General features: G+C 71.6%; 21 protein-coding genes and 2 tRNA genes. 4 read left to right on the forward strand and 19 right to left on the reverse strand.

What is annotated here, in order from left to right:
• Positions 1-40: 40 nt before the first annotated feature.
• The 8 genes from tig to V7S47_RS04955 form a co-directional block, all read right to left on the reverse strand.
• Positions 41-1,462, reverse strand: a complete 1,422-nt coding sequence (gene tig / locus V7S47_RS04920; protein WP_336560522.1) for a trigger factor — start codon at positions 1,460-1,462, stop codon at positions 41-43.
• 39 nt (positions 1,463-1,501) lie between these two features.
• Positions 1,502-1,574: transfer RNA gene (locus tag V7S47_RS04925), tRNA-Pro, on the reverse strand.
• 33 nt (positions 1,575-1,607) lie between these two features.
• Positions 1,608-1,681: transfer RNA gene (locus tag V7S47_RS04930), tRNA-Gly, on the reverse strand.
• Positions 1,682-1,793: 112 nt separating this feature from the next.
• Positions 1,794-2,897 (reverse strand): PP2C family protein-serine/threonine phosphatase, encoded by a 1,104-nt coding sequence (locus tag V7S47_RS04935; RefSeq protein ID WP_336560523.1) that lies wholly within the window; start codon positions 2,895-2,897, stop codon positions 1,794-1,796.
• Positions 2,898-2,927: 30 nt separating this feature from the next.
• On the reverse strand, positions 2,928-3,770 hold the full coding sequence (locus V7S47_RS04940; RefSeq protein ID WP_336560524.1) for an Fpg/Nei family DNA glycosylase: 843 nt from the start codon (positions 3,768-3,770) through the stop codon (positions 2,928-2,930).
• Entirely contained in the window at positions 3,763-4,272 is a 510-nt protein-coding gene (locus V7S47_RS04945) for a ribose-5-phosphate isomerase (protein WP_090853352.1), read from the reverse strand. The genes V7S47_RS04940 and V7S47_RS04945 overlap by 8 nt, the downstream gene beginning before the upstream one ends.
• Positions 4,273-4,284: 12 nt before the next feature.
• On the reverse strand, positions 4,285-5,172 hold the full coding sequence (locus V7S47_RS04950) for an alpha/beta hydrolase (RefSeq protein ID WP_336560525.1): 888 nt from the start codon (positions 5,170-5,172) through the stop codon (positions 4,285-4,287).
• Between the two features lie 3 nt (positions 5,173-5,175).
• On the reverse strand, positions 5,176-5,745 hold the full coding sequence (locus tag V7S47_RS04955; protein WP_336560526.1) for a hypothetical protein: 570 nt from the start codon (positions 5,743-5,745) through the stop codon (positions 5,176-5,178).
• 71 nt (positions 5,746-5,816) lie between these two features.
• Here V7S47_RS04955 and V7S47_RS04960 point away from each other — a divergent pair, with 71 nt between their 5' ends.
• Positions 5,817-6,107, forward strand: a complete 291-nt coding sequence (locus tag V7S47_RS04960) for a putative quinol monooxygenase (RefSeq protein ID WP_336560527.1) — start codon at positions 5,817-5,819, stop codon at positions 6,105-6,107.
• Here the strand turns inward: V7S47_RS04960 and V7S47_RS04965 are convergent.
• The 6 genes from V7S47_RS04965 to metG form a co-directional block, all read right to left on the reverse strand.
• Positions 6,097-6,951, reverse strand: coding sequence for an acyl-CoA thioester hydrolase/BAAT C-terminal domain-containing protein (locus V7S47_RS04965; RefSeq protein ID WP_336560528.1), 855 nt, complete (start codon positions 6,949-6,951; stop codon positions 6,097-6,099). The genes V7S47_RS04960 and V7S47_RS04965 overlap by 11 nt on opposite strands.
• 13 nt (positions 6,952-6,964) lie before the next feature.
• On the reverse strand, positions 6,965-7,252 hold the full coding sequence (locus tag V7S47_RS04970; protein WP_336560529.1) for an excalibur calcium-binding domain-containing protein: 288 nt from the start codon (positions 7,250-7,252) through the stop codon (positions 6,965-6,967).
• A gap of 94 nt (positions 7,253-7,346) precedes the next feature.
• Positions 7,347-8,786, reverse strand: a complete 1,440-nt coding sequence (locus tag V7S47_RS04975) for an HNH endonuclease (RefSeq protein ID WP_336560530.1) — start codon at positions 8,784-8,786, stop codon at positions 7,347-7,349.
• A 294-nt stretch (positions 8,787-9,080) separates the two neighbouring features.
• Entirely contained in the window at positions 9,081-9,887 is an 807-nt protein-coding gene (locus V7S47_RS04980; protein WP_336560531.1) for a class I SAM-dependent methyltransferase, read from the reverse strand.
• Complete coding sequence (locus V7S47_RS04985) at positions 9,884-10,378, reverse strand: GNAT family N-acetyltransferase (RefSeq protein WP_336560532.1); 495 nt, start codon at positions 10,376-10,378, stop codon at positions 9,884-9,886. Before V7S47_RS04985 ends, V7S47_RS04980 begins: the two co-directional genes overlap by 4 nt.
• The gene (gene metG / locus V7S47_RS04990) at positions 10,375-12,159 is read right to left on the reverse strand and encodes a methionine--tRNA ligase (RefSeq protein WP_336560533.1); all 1,785 of its coding nucleotides are present in this window, start codon (positions 12,157-12,159) and stop codon (positions 10,375-10,377) included. The genes V7S47_RS04985 and metG overlap by 4 nt, the downstream gene beginning before the upstream one ends.
• 24 nt (positions 12,160-12,183) lie before the next feature.
• Between metG and V7S47_RS04995 the strand changes: the two genes are divergently transcribed.
• Positions 12,184-12,858 (forward strand): GOLPH3/VPS74 family protein, encoded by a 675-nt coding sequence (locus V7S47_RS04995; protein ID WP_336560534.1) that lies wholly within the window; start codon positions 12,184-12,186, stop codon positions 12,856-12,858.
• 4 nt (positions 12,859-12,862) lie between these two features.
• On the opposite strand, the gene V7S47_RS05000 is transcribed toward V7S47_RS04995, so the two are convergent.
• From V7S47_RS05000 to V7S47_RS05010, 3 genes are read right to left on the reverse strand one after another with little or no spacing between them, the layout of a single operon-like run.
• Complete coding sequence (locus V7S47_RS05000; RefSeq protein WP_336560535.1) at positions 12,863-13,918, reverse strand: N-acetylmuramoyl-L-alanine amidase; 1,056 nt, start codon at positions 13,916-13,918, stop codon at positions 12,863-12,865.
• Between the two features lie 28 nt (positions 13,919-13,946).
• On the reverse strand, positions 13,947-14,552 hold the full coding sequence (locus V7S47_RS05005) for a mycothiol-dependent nitroreductase Rv2466c family protein (protein ID WP_336560536.1): 606 nt from the start codon (positions 14,550-14,552) through the stop codon (positions 13,947-13,949).
• Positions 14,553-14,604: 52 nt separating this feature from the next.
• The gene (locus V7S47_RS05010) at positions 14,605-16,227 is read right to left on the reverse strand and encodes a CHAP domain-containing protein (protein WP_336560537.1); all 1,623 of its coding nucleotides are present in this window, start codon (positions 16,225-16,227) and stop codon (positions 14,605-14,607) included.
• A gap of 286 nt (positions 16,228-16,513) precedes the next feature.
• On the opposite strand from V7S47_RS05010, the gene pepN reads away from it, so the two are divergent.
• The gene (pepN, locus tag V7S47_RS05015; RefSeq protein ID WP_336560538.1) at positions 16,514-19,069 is read left to right on the forward strand and encodes an aminopeptidase N; all 2,556 of its coding nucleotides are present in this window, start codon (positions 16,514-16,516) and stop codon (positions 19,067-19,069) included.
• A 219-nt stretch (positions 19,070-19,288) separates the two neighbouring features.
• On the opposite strand, the gene V7S47_RS05020 is transcribed toward pepN, so the two are convergent.
• Positions 19,289-19,678 (reverse strand): DUF5130 family protein, encoded by a 390-nt coding sequence (locus V7S47_RS05020; RefSeq protein ID WP_336560539.1) that lies wholly within the window; start codon positions 19,676-19,678, stop codon positions 19,289-19,291.
• On the reverse strand, positions 19,665-20,033 hold the full coding sequence (locus tag V7S47_RS05025) for a hypothetical protein (protein ID WP_090857632.1): 369 nt from the start codon (positions 20,031-20,033) through the stop codon (positions 19,665-19,667). Before V7S47_RS05025 ends, V7S47_RS05020 begins: the two co-directional genes overlap by 14 nt.
• A gap of 78 nt (positions 20,034-20,111) precedes the next feature.
• On the opposite strand from V7S47_RS05025, the gene V7S47_RS05030 reads away from it, so the two are divergent.
• Positions 20,112-21,131: a mechanosensitive ion channel family protein gene (locus V7S47_RS05030; RefSeq protein WP_336560540.1), complete on the forward strand. Its 1,020-nt coding sequence runs from the start codon at positions 20,112-20,114 to the stop codon at positions 21,129-21,131.
• The last annotated feature ends 83 nt before the right edge of the window (positions 21,132-21,214 follow it).

Here is a 21,214-nt window from a genome sequence, read left to right on the forward strand (position 1 = left end):
GCAAACTCACGCCGACTCGGCGTGGGGTTCCGGGAGGAGGTCAGGCCTTCTCGTCGGTCTCCTCGGTCGCGGCCTCGTCGGCAGCGTCGTTGTCGTCGGTGTCGTCGTTGGCCTCGACCTCGGCCTCGGGCTCACCGATGGTGCCGTCGGGGCGCAGGTTCTTCAGCTCCACGGCGTTGCCGGAGGCGTCGGTGACGACCGCGGTCTCCACGATGGTGGCCAGCGCCTTGCCGCGCAGGATCTCCTGGACCAGGTCCGGGATGTGGTTGTGCTCGAACATGTGGTTCGCGAACTCCTGCGGGTCCTGGCCGGACTGCTGAGCGCGCCGTACGAGGTGCTGGGAGAGCTCGTTCTGGTCGACGCCGAGCTCCTCCTTCTTGGCGATCTCGTCGAGGATGAACTGGGCGGCGACGGCGTCGCGGACCCGGCGCTCGAGGTCGGCCTCGAACTCCTCGACGGTCTGGCCCTCGTCCTCGAGATACTTCTCCATCGTGATGCCGGCCATCGCGAGCTGCTGCTCGACGTTCTGGCGGCGGGCGTTCAGCTCCTCGGTGACGATGCTCTCGGGCAGCGGCACGTCGACCTGCTCCAGCAGGACCTCGAGGACGGCGTCGCGCGCGGCGGCGGCCTGCTCGAGGCGCTTGCCATTGGCGAGGCGGACCCGGACGTCATCGGTCAGCTCGCCGACGGTGTCGAACTCGGAGGCCAGCTGGGCGAAGTCGTCGTCGAGCTCGGGGAGCTCCTGCTCCTGGACCTGCGAGATGGAGACCAGCACCTCGACGGGCTCACCCACGAGGTCACCGCCGACCAGCTCGGAGGAGAAGGTCTTCTCCTCGCCCGGGGTGAGGCCGGTCAGGGCCTCGTCGAGGCCGTCGAGCATGCCGCCGCGACCGACCTGGTAGGACATCCCGGTCACCTCGGCGCCCTCGAGCACCTCGCCGTCCTGGGTCGCCTTCAGGTCGAGGACGACGAAGTCGCCGTCGGCGGCCGGGCGCTCGACGTCGGCCAGCGTCGCGAACCGCTCGCGGAGGGCCTGGACCTGCTCCTCGACGTCCTCGTCGGAGACGACGGCGTCCTCGACCTCGGCCGTGAGGCCCTCGTAGCCGGGGAGCTCGATGGTCGGCTTCACGTCCACCTCGGCGGTGAACTCCAGCACCTCGTTGTCCTCGAGCTTGGTGACCTCGACCTCGGGCTGGCCGAGGGGCTCGAGCGAGTTCTCCTGCAGCGCCTCGATGTACTTCTTCGGCAGCGAGTCGTTGATGGCCTGGTCCAGCACGGCGCCGCGCCCGACCTGGCGGTCGATGACCATCGGGGGCACCTTGCCCCGGCGGAAGCCGGGGACGTTGATCTGCTGGGCGATCTGCTTGTACGCCGCGTCGAGGCTCGGCTTGAGCTCCTCGAAGGGCACCTCGACGGTCAGCTTGGCCCGGGTCGGGCTCAAGGTCTCGACGGCGCTCTTCACAGGTCTTCTCCTACTTGCTGGTGGATGGTGGGTGGTGCGTCGGGGCGACAGGACTCGAACCTGCGATCTCCTGCTCCCAAAGCAGGCGCGCTAGCCACTACGCTACGCCCCGCCAAGTTGCCCTCCGGTCGCCCGCAGAGCCGCCTGGAGCGGATGACGGGAATCGAACCCGCGTAGCCAGTTTGGAAGACTGGGGCTCTACCATTGAGCTACATCCGCACACACGGGGACTTCGCCCCCGCGGACTCCCGGACCGTGGTCACGGCCGTGGGAACCGGCCCCGATCCTGCCACACGGGCCCGCGACGGCCCCAAACGGCCCGGCCCCGGGGTCAGGCCCGGTTGACGACCAGCATCGCCCGGTCGTCGTTGCGCGACCCGAGCGCGTCGACCAGCCGGTCGGCCGCCCCGACGAAGTCGCCGCGCAGCAGGCTCTCGGCCTCGCCCATCATCCGGTCGATGCCGAGGTCGATGTCGCGCCGCGGCTCCTCGACCATCCCGTCGGTGTAGAGCAGCACCGCGTCGCCCGCGCCGAGGATCCCGCGGGCGCAGGTGAACTGCGCGTCCTCCATCAGGCCGAGGACCGGACCCTCGGTCTGCAGGACGGTCCAGCGACCCGAGCCCGAGGCACGGTGGACCGCCGGCGGGTGGCCCGCCGTGCGGATCTCGAAGGCGCCGGTGCGCAGGTCGAGGCTGAGGTGGACGGCGGTCGCGAAGCCCTCCTCCCAGTCCTGCCGAAGCAGGTAGTCGTTGGCCGCCCCGAGGAACTGCTCGGGCGGCAGGGCGCCGAGCAGGCCGCCGAAGGCTCCCGACAGGAGCAGGGCGCGGGTGCCGGCCTGCTCGCCCTTGCCGGAGACGTCGACCACCACGACCTCGAGGCGCTCGGCCCGCGACGGCTGGGTGGCCACCAGGAAGTCGCCGGCGAACGGCGTCCCTCCGGCCGAGCGGAGCGCGGACTCGACGTACCAGCCGTTCGGGAGGTCGGGGATGCCGCCCTGGTTGAGGATCCGGTCGCGGAGGTCGACGAGCATTGACTCCCCCATCGCGCCGCCCACGCCGAGGCGGGTACGGCGGAACGACGCCAGCAGCACGATGAAGCCCATCAGGAACTGGATGGCCGTGGCGCCGATGATCCGCGGAGTGATCGACGCCTGGTTCAGCAGCGCGACCATCAGCATCAGCATCACCCAGATGACGAACCACTGGAGCTGGCGCGGCCCGAGCAGCAGGCTCCCCACCAGCAGCGGCACCATCAGCGAGGTGAACGGGAACACCGTCGGAGACACCGCGACGCCGACGTTGATGAGCACCGTGACGGCGATCAGGGCCCCGACGAGGCGGTACTCGCGGACGTAGCCGCTGCGGTACGACGAGCGCCAGCGCCGGCCGAGCGCGGTCGAGCGCGCCGGCCGCAGGTCGTCGTACGCCGCGTTCATGGCTGGTCCTGTCCTCGGGTGCGGGACACCCTACTGCTGCGGGCGCGGGCGGTGCCGCCGCTGGCAGCGCGGGCACCAGAAGAGGTTGCGGCCCTGCATCACCTCGGTGCGTACGGCGGTGCCGCAGACCAGGCAGGGCTGGGTGTGCCGGCGGTAGACGTAGACCTCGCCGCCGTGGTCGTCCTGGCGCGGCGGGCGGCCCATCGCCTCCGGGGTGTGCTCGGGACGGACGGTGTCGATGCGCCCGGTCCGCACGCCATCGGCCATCAGCACGACCAGGTCGTCCCACATCGCCTGCCACTGTCCGCGGCGCAGCGTGCTGCCCGGGCGGAACGGGTCGATCCGGTGCCGGAAGAGCACCTCGGCGCGGTAGACGTTGCCGACGCCGGCGAGCACCGACTGGTCCATGAGCAGCGCGCCGACGGCCACCTTGCTGCGGCGGATCCGCTCCCAGCCGCGGGCCGAGTCGGCGTCGGGGCGGATCGGGTCGGGGCCCGAGCGGGCGACGATCGCGTCCCGCTGCTCGGTGGTCAGCAGCTCGCAGGCGGTGGCGCCGCGGAGGTCGGCGTACGACGTGCCGTCGGCGCGCACGATCCGGAGCCGCACCTGACCGACCGGGTCCGGCACGTCGGCGACCCCGTCGTGGACATCGAGCTTGCCGTAGAGCCCGAGGTGCACGTGGACGAACCGCTCGCCGGGGAACCCGACGAACAGGTGCTTGCCCCACGCCTCGGCGGCCTCGAGCACCTGTCCGTCCAGGAGCACTGCTGCGTCGGCGAAGCGGCCCTGCGGGCTGCCGACCCGGACGACGTGGCCCGCGAAGGCACGGTCGAGCTCACCGGCGAGGCGGTGGAGGGTGTGGCCCTCAGGCATCGGGCCCGCGGCCGACCGCGGAGTCGGGCAGCGGGGGCAGCTCGTCGGTCGTCTCGTACGACGCCAGCTGGCCGATCCGGCGCACGTGCCGCTCGTCGCCGCTGAAGTCGGTGGTCAGGAAGACCTCGACGAAGCGGGTCATGTCCTCGAGCGAGTGCATCCGGCCGCCCACCGAGACCACGTTGGCGTCGTTGTGCTGTCGCCCCAGGGCCGCGGTCTCCTCCGACCAGGCCAGGGCGCAGCGGATGCCGTCGACCTTGTTGGCCGCGATCTGCTCGCCGTTGCCGGAGCCGCCGATCACCACCCCGAGGCTGTCCTGGCCCTCGGCCTGCTCGGCGGCGACGGCCGCGGCCGCCCGCAGGCAGAAGACGGGGTAGTCGTCGAGGGCGTCGTAGACGAACGGCCCGTGGTCGACCGGCTCGTAACCGTGCTCGGTCAGCCAGCGGGTGAGGTGGTCCTTCAGGTCGAGGCCGGCGTGGTCGGAGCCCAGGTGCACGCGCATGGAGGGATCTTCTCAGCCCTCGTGGAGGCGCAGGAACCCGGCCACCTGGCGCATCAGCGGCTCGGCGCTGGTGAACACCGCGTCGTGGCGCCAGAAGCCGTGGACCTGGCCCAGGTAGCGGGTCGCGGTGACCTCCACCCCGGCCTCGGCGAGCAGCCGGGCGAGGTGCTCGCCCTCGTCGCGGAGCGGGTCGTGCTCGGCGGTGACGACGAGGGTCGGCGGCAGCGTGCCGAGCCGCGGCGAGAGCAGCGGGGCCAGGTCGGGGTCGCTCAGGTCGGCGTCGGTGGCGGCGTACTGCTGCCAGTACCAGGCGGCCTCCCGCGGGTCGAAGCCGTCGGCCGCCGTCTCGTAGGACTCGAAGGACGCCGTCGGGTCCAGGAACGGGTAGATCAGCGCGACGGCGGTGAACCGGCCGGGGTGACGCAGGGCCGCGACCAGGGCCAGGTTGGCGCCCGCGCTGTCCCCGTGGGCGTACGACGGGCCGCCCAGCCCGTGCTCGTCGGCATGCTTGTCGAGCCACACCAGGACCGCGTCGACGTCGTCGGGGGCGGCCGGGAACCGGTGCTCGGGCGGGCGCCGGTAGTCGACGCTCAGCACGGCGAGGCCGCTGCGGTTGGCCAGCCGCCGGGCGCTCGCGTCATGCACCTCGACGTCGTTCAGGACGAACCCGCCGCCGTGCAGGTGGACCACCACCCCGGGCCGTGCCCCGGCCGGGCGGTACAGCCGGACCGGCACGCCGCCGGCGTCCAGGTCGCGCACCTCGGCGACGTCCTCGCGCGGCTGCTCCAGCGCCGCCGCGCGGGCGCGCTCACGCTCCGCGGCGACGTCGTACGACGGGTCGAAGACCGGCAGGTCGCCCGCGGCGTACTCGACGGCACGGCGGGCGTCGGGGAACAGCACGGCTCAGCGCTGCATCAGCGCGTCGAGCCCGACCGCGACCGCGGCGGCGACCCGGAAGTCGATCTCGGGGTGCGGGACGTGGACGGTGTACTTGTCGCGGACCGACCCCTGCCGCTCCACGCCGAGCAGCGGCTGGCCGTTCGGTCCGACGAAGTCGAAGTGGATGGGCAGGAACGGGATGTCGGTGAACCGGCGGATGATCGCGACCGCCTGGCTGCGCTCCTGGCCGGTGCCGGTGTAGCCCGGGCCCTCCAGGTGGAAGGTCGAGCGCATCAGGCTCTTGCCGAAGTCCTTGCGGAAGAACCCGATCTGGGCGCCCTGCTCGTCGAAGACGTCGTAGCCGGAGTTGAGGTCGACCTTCTTGCGGGCCTTGAAGCTGAACACGGGGCGGGACTTGGTCTCGTCGCTGTAGAACGTGACCTGCTCCTTGAACGCCAGCCGCTTCTGCTGCGCGAAGCCCATCAGCTGCCCGAAGCTGCCGTCGGGGTTGGCCGCGAACAGCTGGTATTGGTTGGTGGTCATCGCGAACTTCTGCTTGACGTAGAAGGTCGGCAGGTACATCTCAGCGGGCATGCGCGGAAGCCTAGTCACGGGCTGCTGTCGCCCCGACGATGAGTCCGGCAGCCGGCGCCGGTCCACCCGTCATGCTCATCGTCGCCGGCCACCTGTCCGTCGACCCCGCCGAGCGGGCGTCGTACCTGGACGGCTGCCGTCGCGTCGTCGACCTCGCCCGCGCGGCGCCGGGCTGCCTCGACTTCGCGATCTCGGGCGACCTGCTCGACGACGGACGCATCAACGTCCACGAGCGCTGGGAGACCCAGGCCGACGTCGAGGCCTTCCGCGGCTCGGGGCCCTCGGGCGAGCAGCAGGCGGCGCTGCTGGCCGCCTCGGTGGCCGAGTACGACGTCGCGGGGTGGCGCTCCCTCACGGAGTGACGCGGCGCGGGTTCGTCGCCTCGGGCGCGAGTCCCAGCGCGGCGACCAGGTGCGGCCAGGCCGCCGCTCCGAGGGCCTGGTCGGCCATCGGCGTACCGCCGCGGCGCATCGACATCCCTCCGCGGACGACCGCCTCGCCCGGCAGCACCGTCCGGTGGCCCGCCGCGGGGTGCTCGACCACGGTCGTGGCGAGCCCGTGGGCGGCACGCCGTACGGCGATCGCCCGTGCGTGGTCCGACGACGGCCAGACCTGGTCGTCGCCACCGGCCACCAGGACGAGGTCGCCGACGATCCGCTCGACCGGGATGGCCGCGGTCTCTCGCACGGTCGCCGGCGCCGCGTCCAGACTCCGGGCGTAGTGGTCGCGGAAGGCAGGTGGGTCCTCCGCGGGGGCCCAGTCAGCGAGGAATGGGACGCACGGCAGGGGGAAGCCGGCGCGCGTCCAGTGCGAGGTGGCGCGCTCCCCGTCGTACCCGGTCCACACGACGGCGGTGGGGGCGAAGGCGACGCAGGCGTCGACCGGGCCGTCGTACGACGCCGTGAGGAGCGCGGCCTCCGCGCCGAAGGACGTGCCGACCACCGCGAGGCGGTCAGCCCCGGGACGAAGCCGGTCGAGAGCGTCGGCGAAGAGCTCCACGGGCACGTCGTACGGCGCTGACTGCTGGCCCGGTCCCCCGAACCACCGGATCGCCCAGACGGTCGCACCGGCCGCGGCGAGCACCCGCGCCCGGCCCTCATCCACCCGTCCACTGGACCCGGCGAGCAGCAGGACCGCCGTCCCGACGTCGCGGGCAGCCGCCGGGCGCACGAGGAGCCCGGGCGGCTCGGCGGTGATCTCCTCCACGCCCCGAGGCCAGTCAGGCCTTCTCGCAGGCGATCCCGTCCTTGTCGCGGTCGCTCTTGGCGTTGGCCTGGTAGAGCGCCTTGCTGCGCTTGAAGCTGGTCACCGGCTTGCCCGAGGTCTTGTCGCGCGCGCCCGGCTTGCCGACCCCGTGCGGGTAGACGCGGTGCATCGCGTCGCAGTTGGCGAAGACGCGCGGCTTGGCCGCCTCGGCCGAGGTGGACGTGGAGACGAGCACGACCGGGGTGGCGGCGAGGGCCAGGCCGAGGACGGTCGTGAGGGTGCGGGACGGGCGGGTTGCCATGGGTTCCTCCAGGTGGTGAACCTGGAGTGTGCGCGCGACGGGCTCGCGACGTGACCGTTTTGGGCATACCCGTGACCCTGAAGGCCGATGACGATCAGGGCTGCGGGGTGGTGGTGCCGGTGTGGTCGCGCGTGAACGTCAGACCATTGGGTGATCGCCAGATGAACGTGGTGTCGTCGACCTTGTCGTAGCGCCAGCGGGTGTGGGTCTTCGCGCGGTGATGTCGTCGGCAGAGGGGTGCGATGTTGCAGTCGCACGTGGCGCCGCCGTTGGATGCGGGGTCGTTGTGGTCGTGGTCGCAGGACCGGGCGCGCCTGCGGCACCACGGGAACACGCACGAGTGCTGGAGCAGGGCTTGGCGTTCTTTGAGCCGGTCGGGGACCTCGTAGGCGTCTACGTGGACGTGACCGGCCAGGTCGATCACAGGCTTGATCACGACCTGGCTGTCTCCGTCCTGACACCAGCCCTTGACCTGCTCGACCGAGATCATCGACCGGGTGTTCTCGACGCGGGCGATGGCGGCATCGGCGAGGTGCACGTGCACGACGACCTGACGGGGTCGCTTCCGGTCGGGGTCGGGTTCGGCGTTCAGGTCCAGGGTGAGCTGGCGGCGGGCCAAGCCACCCACGGCGATGGACCGGCGTACGTCGAGGGAGAGGTCGGCGGCGATCGTGCCGAGGTGGGTCGCACCCCGAGCGACGGCATCCTCCAGATCCAGTGCGTCGACCAGGTCCAACGTTCCGCGGACTTCGACGTGGCCGTCGTAGGAGACCTGCTGGACCTCGACGTCGAAGTGCCGCACCTCCGCCGCATCACGTGCGCGCTGCTGGGCTGCTTCGGGGTCGAAGCGGACCCGGGCCTCTTCGACGGTCCGGTCGAGCTGGGCGATCGAGATCTTATGCGCGGTCGCGGCGACGTGAATGTCGACAAACTCCGCGCCGTCCTCAGGGAGGTCGATGGTCTCCGCGGCGATGCGTCGGGCCTTCCACACCGGCAGGTCCAACGACTGGACGCGTTCGTAGACCCGCGGTAGGCGGTGGGCGAGCTCGACGGCGTGGCCGAGGTAGATCCGCCCGGAGTCCGATGACAGGCCGAGTGCGGCGGAGAACTCCAGCACCGAGAACTCAGCGATGAGGGGTGCGCCGGGTCCGGCGATAGCCATCTTGTCCTCGCACCCTGGGATCCACACGGCTGCCGCATCCTGCAGTGAGTCGGTGGAGTGCATCCCGGCCCAGGTGACGGCGGCGGCGAGCTGGTTCGCGGCCGCGCGCATCTCGTGTCGTCGTTCGGAGCGTAGGTACGACAGCACCGCCGCAGCGGTGTCGCAGTCGTCGAGGTCCCGAGCTATGCCCCGCATTCTAATCGAACAGGTGATCGAATGCGAGGGTTGTTCACAGTCTTGTTCGAACGGTCGACCCCAAGGAACCGAGGGCCGACCAGCAGGCTCGTGATGGCCCTTGATCACCGCGGACGGTGAGCCCCCTTGCTCTGTGAAAAGGCTTCGAACCGACCTGGTGCCAAGTGGCGACGCCACGGCAGAGACCCGTGAAGGGATGACGCCGCTTGTTGGCTGCGGGGGTCTCGACGGGCGTTCAGGACTTCGTCCTTCACCGCTCGACCACCGGCTACACGACCGGCTCGAACAAGGTCAGCGGCAGGGCTGCAGGGGTCTCGACGGGCGCTCAGGACTTCGTCCTTCACTGCTCGACCACCGGCTACACGACCGGCTCGAACAAGGTCAGCGGCAGGGCTGCAGGGGTCTCGACCGGCGCTCAGGACTTCGTCCTTCACTGCTCGACCACCGGTGGCGCGACCGACGGCGGGCGCGTCAGGCTCGGGCGCGGAGGACGTGGCCGCCGCCGGCGGGAGGGCCGGGCGGTTTGCCGAGGTAGCGCGAGCGGATCTCCGGGCGACCGAGGTCCTCGATCGAGGTGAGGCCGAGGGAGCGGATGAGGGCGTGCAGGTCGGGGGTGGACCAACCCTCGAGGAGCGGCTCCCCCAGGTCGGCGACCCGGGCGCGGAGCAGGTCCTGCTCCGCGCGTTCGCGGGCGGGGACGGAAGCCAGGGGGTTGGTGTAGTCGAGGACCACCTCGCCGTCGGGCACGGACGCGATGGCTCGCAGGGTGGTGGCGACGGCGTCACGGGACAGGTAGGGCACGACGCCGAGCCAGACGAAGAACGCGGGTGCCGAGGCGGAGAAGCCGGCGGCCGCCAGGCCGTCGAGGAACGACGCCCGCTCGAAGTCGACCGGGACGTAGGCGAGCGAGGACGGCGCGTCCAGCCCCGCGGCCGCGACCCGCGACCGCTTCCAGGCCTGGGTGTCGGGGTGGTCGACCTCCCAGACGCGGACGTCGTCGTAGGGGTTGCGGTAGGCGAAGGTGTCGAGGCCCGCGCCGAGGACGACGACCTGCCGCACACCCCGTCGTACGGCGTCTGCGAGGGAGTCCTCCGCGAACCGGTGCCGGACCGCGATGAAGACCCGCAGTCGCGAGCCCTCCCACAGCGTGGTGTCGACGTCGTCGCCGAGGATCCGCCAGGCGAGCGGGTCGCGGAAGATCAGCGGCGGCTCGTCCTGGTGCAGCGCGCGCTGCACCGCAGCACCCCACGCCGTCCGGCTCGGCTCACCCGCCCTCACGCGATCAGGCTAGGCCTCCGCAGCCGCAGCTCCCAGGCGTCCAGCGGCTCGAACCTCTTGCGGGTCCCGTCGGGCACGAACCCGTTGCGCGCATAGAACGTCCGCGCCCGGGCGTTGTCCTCCAGCACCCACAGCGAGCAGGCGGTGTCGGCCGGGACGGACGCGTCGAGGAGCGCCTGTCCGAGGCCGGTCCCGTGCTGCGCGGCGAGGACGTACAGCCCGTAGAGCTCGTGCTCGGCGTCACCGTCGCGGCGGCCGGCACCGGAGGTGGCGAAGCCGACGAGCGCGTCGCCGTACGTCGCCACCAGACGGGTGATCCCGGCCGGGGACGGGTGCTGCCAGCGCCGCTCCCACGTCGGCCCGTCGGCGAGCTGTGCGTCGAGCAGCGCGGGGTCCACGATCGGTCCGTAGGCCTCGCGCCAGCAGGTGCGCTGCAGCTCCGCCCCGGCGACGGCGTCGGTGGCGGTCGCGGGGCGGAGCAGCACGCTCATGCGAGCCGGGCCAGCTCCTCGTCGACGATCGACGGGTCGAGCTTGGTGAAGATCGGCGTCGGCTTGGCGACCGGGGTGCCGACGGCGATCGGGTGCCGCTGCCAGGTCACGGCGGAGGCGTAGTCCCCCGTGATGATCGGGTACGGCGCCCCGCCGTCGAGGTCGTCGACCTCGTCGATGCGCGGCATCGGGGCGATCTCGCCACGACCACCGAAGGCCAGGTCGACCTGGTTGGCCGCGAACGGCAGGAACGGCGCCAGCACGATGTTGAGGTCGGCGACGCATTGCGCGACGACGTGCAGGACCGTGCCGAGCCGGGCCGGGTCGTCCTTGATCTTCCAGGGCTCGGTGTCGGAGACGTACTTGTTGACCTCGCCCACCGCGCGCATCGCCTCACCGATCGCCTGCTTCTGGCGGTGCCGGCCGATCAGGTCGCCGACGACGCCGAACGCGGCCTCGGCGGTCGCGAGGACCGCCTCGTCCTCCGGGGTCAGGTCACCGAGGGGCGGGATCTCGCCGAAGTTCTTGGCGATCAGGTTGGCGGTCCGGTTGACCAGGTTGCCCCAGCCCGCGACCAGCTCGTCGTTGGTGCGGCGTACGAACTCCGACCAGGTGAAGTCGGAGTCCTGGCTCTCCGGGCCGGCCGAGGCGACGAAGTAGCGGAATGCGTCGGCCTGGTAGCGCGAGAGCAGGTCGCGCACGTAGATCACGACCTTCTTCGACGACGAGAACTTCCTGCCCTCCATCGTCAGGAACTCCGACGACACCACCTCGGTCGGCAGGTTCAGCTCGCCGTACTCGCGGGGCTTGCCGCCGAGGGAGCCCCGGCCCGAGTAGGCCAACAGCTCGGCGGGCCAGATCTGGCTGTGGAAGGTGATGTTGTCCTTGCCCATGAAGTAGTAGGACAGCGCCTCCGGGTCGTTCCACCACTGGCGCCACGCGTCCGGGTCACCGGTGCGACGGGCCCACTCGATCGACGCCGACAGGTAGCCGACGACGGCGTCGAACCAGACGTAGAGCTTCTTGGTCGGCTGCTCGCGCCACCCGTCCAGGGGTACGGCGATGCCCCAGTCGATGTCGCGCGTCATGGCGCGCGGGCGGATCTCCTTGAGGATGTTCTGACTGAAGCGGATGACGTTGGGTCGCCACAGGCCGGTCGCCTCGCGCTCGTCGAGCCACTCCTTCAGGGCGTCGGCCAGCGCCGGCAGGTCGAGGAAGAAGTGCTGGGTCTCGATGAACTCCGGGGTCTCGCCGTTGATCTTCGAGCGCGGGTTCTTCAGGTCGGCCGGGTCGAGCTGGTTGCCGCAGTTGTCGCACTGGTCGCCGCGCGCGCCGTCGTACCCGCAGATGGGGCAGGTGCCCTCGATGTAGCGGTCCGGGAGGGTGCGGCCCGTGGACGGCGAGATGGCGCCGTACGTCGTCTGCTCGACGAAGTAGCCGTTCTCGTAGACGCCCAGGAACAACTCCTGCACCACGGCGTGGTGGTTGCGGGTCGTCGTGCGGGTGTAGAGGTCGTAGGTGCAGCCGAGCGAGGCCAGGTCCTCGGCGATGATCCGGTGGTTGCGGTCGGCCAGCTCCTGCGGCGTCAGGCCGGCCTCGTCGGCGGCGATCAGGATCGGGGTGCCGTGCTCGTCGGACCCGGAGACCATGAGCACGTCGTGGCCCGCCATCCGCATGTAGCGGCTGAAGACGTCGGAGGGCACACCGAAACCGGCCACGTGGCCGATGTGGCGCGGGCCGTTTGCGTACGGCCAGGCGACGGCGGACAGGACTTTGCTCATGCCGGTGATCCTAGAGTCGTTCGCATGACCCTCATCGCGGAGGACCTGTTCCTGCTGCTGCTCGACGACGAGAAGGGCACGCTGGGCGGCACGAGCTATCCCCAGCCGGTGCTGGGCGGCGCCGTGCTGATCGAGCTCGCCACGACCGGTGCCGTCGAGGTCGAGGAGAAGACGAGCGTGTGGCGCTCGGCCAAGGTGCACCCGGCCGGCCACCCGCCCGAGGACGCCGTGCTGCGGGCGGCGTACGACGTGGTCGCCGAGAAGCCGCGCTCCGCGCAGGACCTGGTGACCCGGATCGGCAAGGGGGTGCGCGACACCCTGGCCGAGCGGCTGGTCCAGCGCGGGATCCTGGAGCGGCGGGAGAGCAGGGTGCTCGGGCTGTTCCCCCGCACCCGCTGGCCCGCGGTCGACTCGCGGCACGAGGCCGAGCTGCGGACGCGGCTCACCGGCGTCCTGGTGCGCGGCGACGAGCCCGACGAGCGGACCGGTGCGCTGGTGGCGCTGCTCGCCGCGATCGACCGGGCCCAGAAGGTCGTCGACCACCAGGGACTGCCGGCCAAGGAGGTCCGCCAGCGGGCCACGGCGATCGCCGAGGGCGCGTGGGCGGCGAAGGCGGTCCGGGACGCGATCCTCGCGGCGTCCAGCGCCGTGACGGCCGCGGTCACGGCCTCCACGGTCGCAGTGACGACCAGCGGCTGACCGGTCAGGCGAACCGGTTCATCCGGCGCTGGGCCAGGCGCCGGATCTCCCCGAGCCGCCGGTAGATCCGCTCGCCGGGGCACGCGGTCTCGTTGGTGTCGCGGTGGCCGTCGATCACCGGCAGCCGGACCCGGCGTCCGGCGGCGTACTTGTCGCTCCCCGTCGAGCGCACGGCGACGGTGCCGGTGGCCTTGCGGCGGGCCTTGTCCAGCTTCCAGGCGGCGACCCGCGCGACCATCAGGATCGAGCGGTCGGAGGCGCGGTTGCCGTCGTGGCTGCCGATCACCGCGATGCCGACGGAGTGCTCGTTGAAGCCGAGGGTGTGGGCGCCCTGGACCAGTCGGGACGGACCGCCCGAGCGCCCCTCCCAGACCCGGCCGAAGCGATCGACCAGGAAGTTGTAGCCGAGGTCGAACCAGCCCAGCCGCTGCGTGTGGTACTCGTACATGCCCCGGATCAGCGCCGGTACGTCGGAGCGCGAGTAGCCGTTGCCGGTCGCCGTGTGGTGGACGTGCACCTGGCGCAGCCGGCTGGTGTAGCGCACGGTGCCGTTGCGCAGGCTCTCGTCGGCGCCCCAGTCGCGGCGCGAGTAGATCCGCGGGCGCGGCGCCCGGGTCGCCCGGGCCGACGCCCGCGCCGTCGTACGGGCCGCGCGCCTCGGCGCGGGCGCCGCGTCGCGGGCGCGGGTCCCGGGGTCGATCAGCACCAGGTGGAGCCCGGCGGGGACCGCGCCGGTGGTGCGCAGTTGGGCGGCGCTCGACGGACCCACCCAGAGCAGCTCGCTGCCCCGGACGCCGGTCGCCTCGGCGGCGGACTCGGACGGGCCGTCGGTCAGCGGTTCGAGTGGCTGCCAGCGGCTCCAGCCGTCGGCGTCGCGGGTGCGGACCTCCGCGGCCGGCGTACCGCTGCCGCGCCAGGTGACGCCGACCATGGAGAAGGGCTCGGCGCGCACCGGCCCGACCGCGGACACATCCGGGGCCGGGCCGTGCGCGACGGCCGGTGGCGCGCTCAGCAGCGCGAGCACGGTGAGCAAGGACAGGGCGATTCCCGAGAGCCGCATGCCGCCCCATCCTGCGGCACGCGGCGCCTCAGCTGAAGTCGAGGTCCGCGTTGCGCGAGCGCTTCAGCTCGAAGAAGTAGGGGTACGCCGCCAGCGCGACCGCGCCGTCCCAGATCTTCCCGGCCTCCTCGCCCTTCGGGATCGAGGACAGCACGGGCCCGAAGAAGGCGACGCCCTCGATGGCGATGGTCGGGGTGCCGACCTCGTCGCCGACCTGGTCCATCCCGAGGTGGTGCGACTTCTTGATCGCCTCGTCATACGACGGGTCGTCCATGGCATCGGCCAGCGACGTCGGCAGGCCCGCGTCGGTCAGGGCCGCCTCGATGGTCGCGCGGTCGTAGGTCCCGCCCTCGTTGTGCCGGCGGATGCCGAGCGCGGTGTAGAGCGGCGCGAGCGCCTCCTTGCCGTGCTGCTGCTCGGCGGCCATCACGACCCGCACCGGCTGCCAGGCGTCCTTGAGCAGCTCGCGGTACTCGTCCGAGATGTCCTTGTCCTGGTTGAGGTAGGCCAGGCTCATCAGGTGCCAGGTGACGGAGATGTCACGGACCTTCTCGACCTCCAGGATCCACCGCGAGGTGATCCAGGCGAACGGGCAGAGCGGGTCGAACCAGAAGTCGGCGTTGGTGGTCGTCATGACCCCAGTCAACAACCGGACCGGGGACCCGATTCCCTCAGGTCCGAGACGATCAGCGCTTGCGGACCCGCACCTTGACCTTGGCCTTGGTCGCCTTCACGACCGAGGTGCCCTCATAGGCGACCCGCACCCACTTCACGCCCGGCCGGAGGTCGGGGACGACCACGCGGGCGGTGCCGTTCACGAACCGCACCACCTGGGCGCGGGAGCCGATCCGGAGCGTGACCCGACCGGAGAAGGGCGTCACCCCCGGAGCCCGCATCCGGACCTTGACGACGGCCTTGCGGACCCGGCCGTCGGCCACCACCCGCATCGTCGGCTTCGTCGTGACCGTGGACGCGAGCGGGATCGTGCGGCTCAGGCTCCGGAAGCTGCGGCGGGTCATGTCGAGACGGACGGAGATCCTCTTGCCCACGTCCTCGGCCCGCAGCGGGTACACCGGACCGGTGACTCCGGGGACGGGTACGCCGTCGCGCAGCCAGGTGTGGACGACCGTCGCGTCCGCCGGCTCCACGGTGCCGGGCACGACCTGCAGCGCGCCGCCGTACGCCGGCGTCCCCGTCAGCGTGTACGGCGTGACCTCGCGGATCGTCCCCGCGAGCACCGGCTCGGTCGGCAGGGACATGACCGCCCCCGCGTTGTAGGCGGTCGCCCGGGCGGCGACGCGGGCCACGACGCGCTTGTCGACCAGGTCCTGGGTCAGGGGCAGGGTCCACGCGGTCGCACCGGGGATCGCCACGCCGTCGGCGTACCACTGCACGCTCTTGGTGACCGGTGCCGGTTGCCAGGTGCCCAGCGAGACCGAGAGGACCTCGTCGAGCTGCGGGGTGCCGGTGATGACCGGCCGCCCGGTGTTGGCCATGGTGCCGGGGGCTACGGCTGCGGTGCTCGCGACCGCCTTGCCCGGCTGGTAGCCCTTCTTCGTCGCGGTGACGGTGACGCTCAGCGCCTTGCGCAGGACGGCGGCGGTGGGCGTGTAGGTGGCCTTCGTGGCGCCGGCGATCGCGGCCCCGCCCGCGGACCACTGGTAGGCGTAGGAGCCGGCCGGCTTCCAGGTGCCCTGGCGCGCGGTGAGGGTGACCCCGATCTTCGGGGTCCCGACGACCGTCGGCGGCGCGGTCGGCGCCAACACGCGGTCGTTGAAGTGGATGAACCCGCTCGGCCAGCCGCGACCGGACTTGGTGATCCGGCGCCAGTGGAAGTCTCCGCCCCAGCTGTCCTCGGAGATCACGATCTCGGTGCTGGACACGACCTGCTCGACGTACGCGACGTGGCCGCTGGAGCCGGCGCCCGGCACGTTGGCCTTCCACCAGGCGATCGCGCCGACGGTCGGGGTGGCGTCGGTGATCGACTTCATCGCCACGCCCCAGTTGCTCGCGTTGCCGTTCCCGCTCCAGGGCCGGGTGTTCGGCAGGCCGCTGCGCACGATCCGGTAGGCGGCGTAGTTGGTGCAGTTGTGGCCGGCGTACATCCGCCAGTACATCGTGTTGCGGTTCGCGCGGTAGCCGTCGTGCGAGTAGCCCGCGTTGGCGCAGCCGGCGTAGCCGGTGCAGAGGTACGTCGAGTCCGCGACGGCCGGCGGTGCGGGCAGCGACAGGAAGCCCCCGAGAAGCGCGAGGAGACCGACCACGGCGGCGAGGCGGGTCCTCCGTGGCTCCTGTGACTGCTGATGCACGGGAGAACCATAGTGAAAAAAGTCAAGCGCGACACGCCGGAAGTGAATGACAATAATGTAGTTCACGCCGACTCATGCGCAGCGCGTCATCGGCCTTCCGGCGACCGACCTGAGTACCCCGCGCGGACCGGTGCGGATACCCAACCGCTAAACGCCGGTCGAGACCGCCTTCGGCCCTGTCGACGCCGTCGCGGAAGTGATGTGCGCACACTGTCCACATGTCGGACACCGCGGCCGGACGGAGGCCGTTGGGTCGGCCGCCATGGCCGGTGGCAGGATGCAGCGCATGCCTGGAACCAACCTCACCCGGGACGAGGCCGCCACCCGCGCCGCCCTCCTGGACGTCACGTCGTACTCCATCGACCTGGACCTCACGACGGCCGTCGCCGAGCAGAGCAAGACCTTCGGCTCGACCACCACCATCCGGTTCACCGCGACCGAGCCCGGAGCGGAGACGTTCGCGGACCTGGTCGATGCGACGGTCCACGAGATCACGCTCAACGGCGAGAGCATCGACCCCGCGACGGCGTACGCCGACAGCCGCATCACGCTGACCGGCCTGCAGGCCGACAACGAGCTCGTCGTCCGCGCGGACTGCACCTACTCCCACACGGGCGAGGGCCTCCACCACTTCGTCGACCCCGTCGACCAGCGGGTCTACCTCTACTCGCAGTTCGAGGTGCCGGACGCCCGCCGGGTCTACACGACCTTCGAGCAGCCCGACCTGAAGGCGCCGTTCACCTTCCACGTGACCGCCCCGGCCCACTGGAAGGTCGTCTCCAACTCCCCCACCCCCGAGCCCACGCCGGTCTCCGACGGCGTCGCGCGCTGGGACTTCGAGCCGACCCAGCCGATGTCGACGTACATCACGGCGATCGTCGCGGGCGAGTACCACGAGGTCCAGGACGTTTACCAGGGCAAGCACGGCGACATCCCGCTCGGCCACTACTGCCGCCAGTCGCTCGTCGAGCACCTCGACCGCGACGCGCTGGTGGAGATCACCCAGCAGGGCTTCGCCTTCTTCGAGGAGCAGTTCGACTTCCCCTACCCCTTCGGGAAGTACGACCAGCTCTACGTGCCGGAGTACAACATGGGCGCGATGGAGAACGCCGGCTGCGTGACCGTCCGCGACGAGTACCTCCCCCGCTCGCGCCAGCCGCGCTCGTTCTACGAGTTCCGGGCCTCGATGATCCTGCACGAGATGGCCCACATGTGGTTCGGCGACCTGGTGACCATGAAGTGGTGGGACGACCTCTGGCTGAACGAGTCGTTCGCCGAGTGGGCCTGCTACTGGGCGGCCGTCGAGGCGACCGAGTTCACCGAGTCGTGGACCGGCTTCGCCAACGCGCGCAAGCAGACCGGCTACCGCCAGGACCAGCTCCCGTCGACGCACCCGATCGCGGCCGACAACCACGACCTGCACGCCGTCGAGGTCAACTTCGACATGATCACCTACGCCAAGGGCGCGTCGGTGCTCAAGCAGCTGGTCGCCTGGGTCGGCATCGAGCCGTTCATCGCCGGCCTGCGGCAGTACTTCCAGGACCACGCGTTCGGCAACGCCGAGTACACCGACCTGCTGGCCGCCCTGGAGAGGTCCTCCGGCCGCGAGCTCGGCAGCTGGGCGACCGAGTGGCTGCAGACCGCCGGCGTGAACACCCTGACGCCGGCGTTCGAGCTCGCCGAGGACGGCACGTACGCCGGCTTCCGCGTGCTCCAGAGCGCCCACCCGGACTGGCCGACCCTGCGTCGGCACCGCCTCGGCCTGGGCCTTTACGACTGGACCGACGGCCGCCTGGTCCGCCGCGACTCGCTGGAGATCGACGTCGAGGGCGGGTCGACCGACGTGCCGGCGCTCGTCGGCGTACGGCAGCCGGACCTGCTGCTGCTCAACGAGGGCGACCTCACCTACGCCAAGATCCGCCTCGACGAGCGATCGCTCGCCACCGCGATCGACGGCCTGTCGAAGCTCGACGACTCGCTGGCGCGCGCGCTGGTCTGGGGCGCGACGTGGGACATGACCCGCGACGCCGAGATGCGGGCCACCGACTTCGTCGAGCTGGTGCTGGCCAACATCGGCCAGGAGACCGACGCGTGGGGCGTCAGCCGGATCCCGACGTTCGCGGCGCAGACCGTCTCGTCGTACTCCGCCCCCGCGACGCGGGCCGCGCTGGCCGCGCGCTGGGAGTCGGGGCTGCGCGAGCTCGCGCTGGCCGCGGAGCCCGGCAGCGATCAGCAGCTCACGTTCGTGCGCAGCTACGCCGCCACCGCCCACAGCGAGCAGGCCCTCGCCGACCTCGAGGCGCTGCTCGACGGGTCGCTGGTCGTCGAGGGCCTGGCCGTCGACCAGGACCTGCGCTGGTTGCTGATCACCGGCCTGGCCGCGAACGACCGGGCCGGCTCGCGCATCGACGACGAGCTGGTCGCCGACAGCACCATCTCCGGTCAGGAGCACGCCGCCGGTGCCCGGGCCGCGATCCCGACCGCCGAGGCCAAGGCCGAGGCCTGGCGGATCGCCGTCGAGGACGCCTCGACCCCGAACGAGACCGCCCTGTCGGTGGTGCTGTCCTTCCAGCGGCCGCGCCAGGACGCGGTGCTGGCGCCGTACGTCGAGAAGTACCTCGCCGCGGCCGAGACCGCGTGGGACACGCTCGGCACGCACCGGGCGGCGAAGGCCCTGGAGTTCATCTTCCCGAAGCCGCTCGCGAGCCAGGAGCTGCTCGACCGGGTCGACGCCTGGCTGGCCTCCTCCCCCGCTCCCGCGGGCGCGAAGCGCTACGTCCAGGAGGGCCGGGCCGACGTCGCCCGCGCCCTGGCCGCCCAGGAGCTCGACGCTCAGGCCTGACCCCGCCGGTGGACGAGCTCGCCGAGTCGGCGCACCTGTGCGCCGACCCGGCGGGCTCTCCACAGCAGGCGGCGGAGCCGTCCGGCTCGACGCGGGGTGAGGTGGATCTCGGGCGACACGTGCTCTCCTACGGACCGGCAGCCCCCACTTCAGGTCGGGGACAGTCTGGACCCGCTCCGGCCGATGTGGATGCGGCGTGGAGAAGACGTGGAGAGACCGTTACTCCGGGCCGGCGTGCAGCGTCTCGGGTGCCCGGGCGTGGTCGGCCAGCAGGTGGATGCCGCGCAGCAGGCCCGAGACCAGACCGCCCGTGGCGAACTCGGACTGCATGGCCACGACGGCCAGCTCGACCTCGGCGTCCGAGAGGGTACGGCGGGCGTAGCCGCCGGTCACGACCTCCAGGACCCGGCGCGTCGGGTCGACCATGACCAGAACGCTCCTGGCCGGGACGACCAGCGAGTTGTGGAGGCTCGTCGCGAACGCCCGTGGGTCACCCTCGGAGTTGCCGACGAACACGGAGAACTCCAGCCGGCACAGCTGCTCGGCCTGGCGGATCGCGTCGTCGAGCGCGAACCGCTCCGACTTGGTGAAGGGATCACCAGCGGGCACTGGCTCCACCCGCCTGGGACTCGTCGCCGTCGGGTCCGGCCAGCTCGGCCGTGGTGCGGCGCGGGCCGCCGATCCACTGGTTCTCGACCGCCGGGGCGTTCGGCGCGACCCGCTCGCCGCGGACCAGGGCCGGCACGTAGACCAGCGCCGTGATCAGCAGGCCGAGGGCCAGCGGGATCCCGCCGAGCACCAGCAGCGCGTGCCAGGCGTCGACGTCGTCGGGCGTCGACCAGCCTTCGGCCACGTCGGCGCTCGCGGGGCCGGCCACGGCCACGAGGGCGACCGAGCCGGCGAGGAGGACCGTCGTACGACGGACGAGGGTGGCGGTGCGGGAGATGCCGGGCTGGATGCTCACGCGACGAGGATATCGGTCGCCTCCGGCGGGCGCGCCGACGGTTCGGCCTCCGCTTGCGTCGTGTGAATACTGGGGCCCATGTTTGTGCTCGCGACCACCGACCCCTGCGCGGACGGCGAGCAGGTCTGCAACACGGCCCTCGACTGGACCGGCAACGACACCGCCGCCCAGGTGGCCGACGTGCTGATCGGCGCACCGCTCGCCATCGCCGGGCTGGTCCTGCTGGGACTGGTCATCCGCTGGGTCCTCCACAAGCTCGTCGACCGGCTGGTCGCGCGGGCCGAGGAGGGGGTGCTGCCGAACCGGATGGGCGGCCGCTTCCACCGCCAGCGCCAGGCGACCACCGAGGGCTCGCTGGCCCGTGACGTGAACACCTCGACGCGCCGGGTGCAGCGCGCCAAGACCATGGGTGACCTCCTCAAGAGCATCATCACCGGCATCCTGGTGGCGATGTTCGGCACCATGGTGCTGAGCGAGATGGGCGTGAACATCGCCCCGATCATCGCCAGCGCCGGCATCATCGGCCTCGCCCTCGGCTTCGGCGCCCAGTCGCTGGTCAAGGACTTCCTGTCCGGCATCTTCATGATCGTCGAGGACCAGTACGGCGTGGGCGACGTGGTCGACGTCGGCGAGGCCACCGGCACCATCGAGGCGGTCAGCCTGCGGGTGACCCGGCTGCGCGACCTCAACGGCACGGTCTGGTACGTCCCCAACGGCGAGATCATGCGCGTCGGCAACATGAGCCAGAACTGGTCCCGCGCCGTCATCGACGTCTCCGTCGGCTACGGCGAGGACCTGGTCCGCGTCCAGCGGGTGCTCTCCGAGATCGCGCACGACCTCTGGGACGACGAGGACTTCCGCGGTCTGGTCATCGAGGAGCCGGAGGTGACCGGGGTCGAGATGCTGGCCGCCGACTCGGTCAACCTGCGAGTGCTCATCAAGACGCTGCCCAACGAGCAGTGGGGCATCGCCCGGGCGATGCGTCAGCGGATCAAGGCCCGCTTCGACCACGAGGGCATCGAGATCCCCTTCGCCCAGCGGGTCATCTGGCACCGCGACGAGAAGAAGGCCGCCGAGGAGTCCGACTCCCCCACCTGACCCGAAGTCGCCGGGGGGGGCGGTAAACTTTGGGGGGGGGTTGTGAGAAGTTTGGGTGGGGGGGGCCGGGGTTGGTGGGGTGG

Source organism: Nocardioides sp. CCNWLW216 (genome assembly GCF_037120545.1).
GTDB lineage: Bacteria > Actinomycetota > Actinomycetes > Propionibacteriales > Nocardioidaceae > Nocardioides > Nocardioides lianchengensis.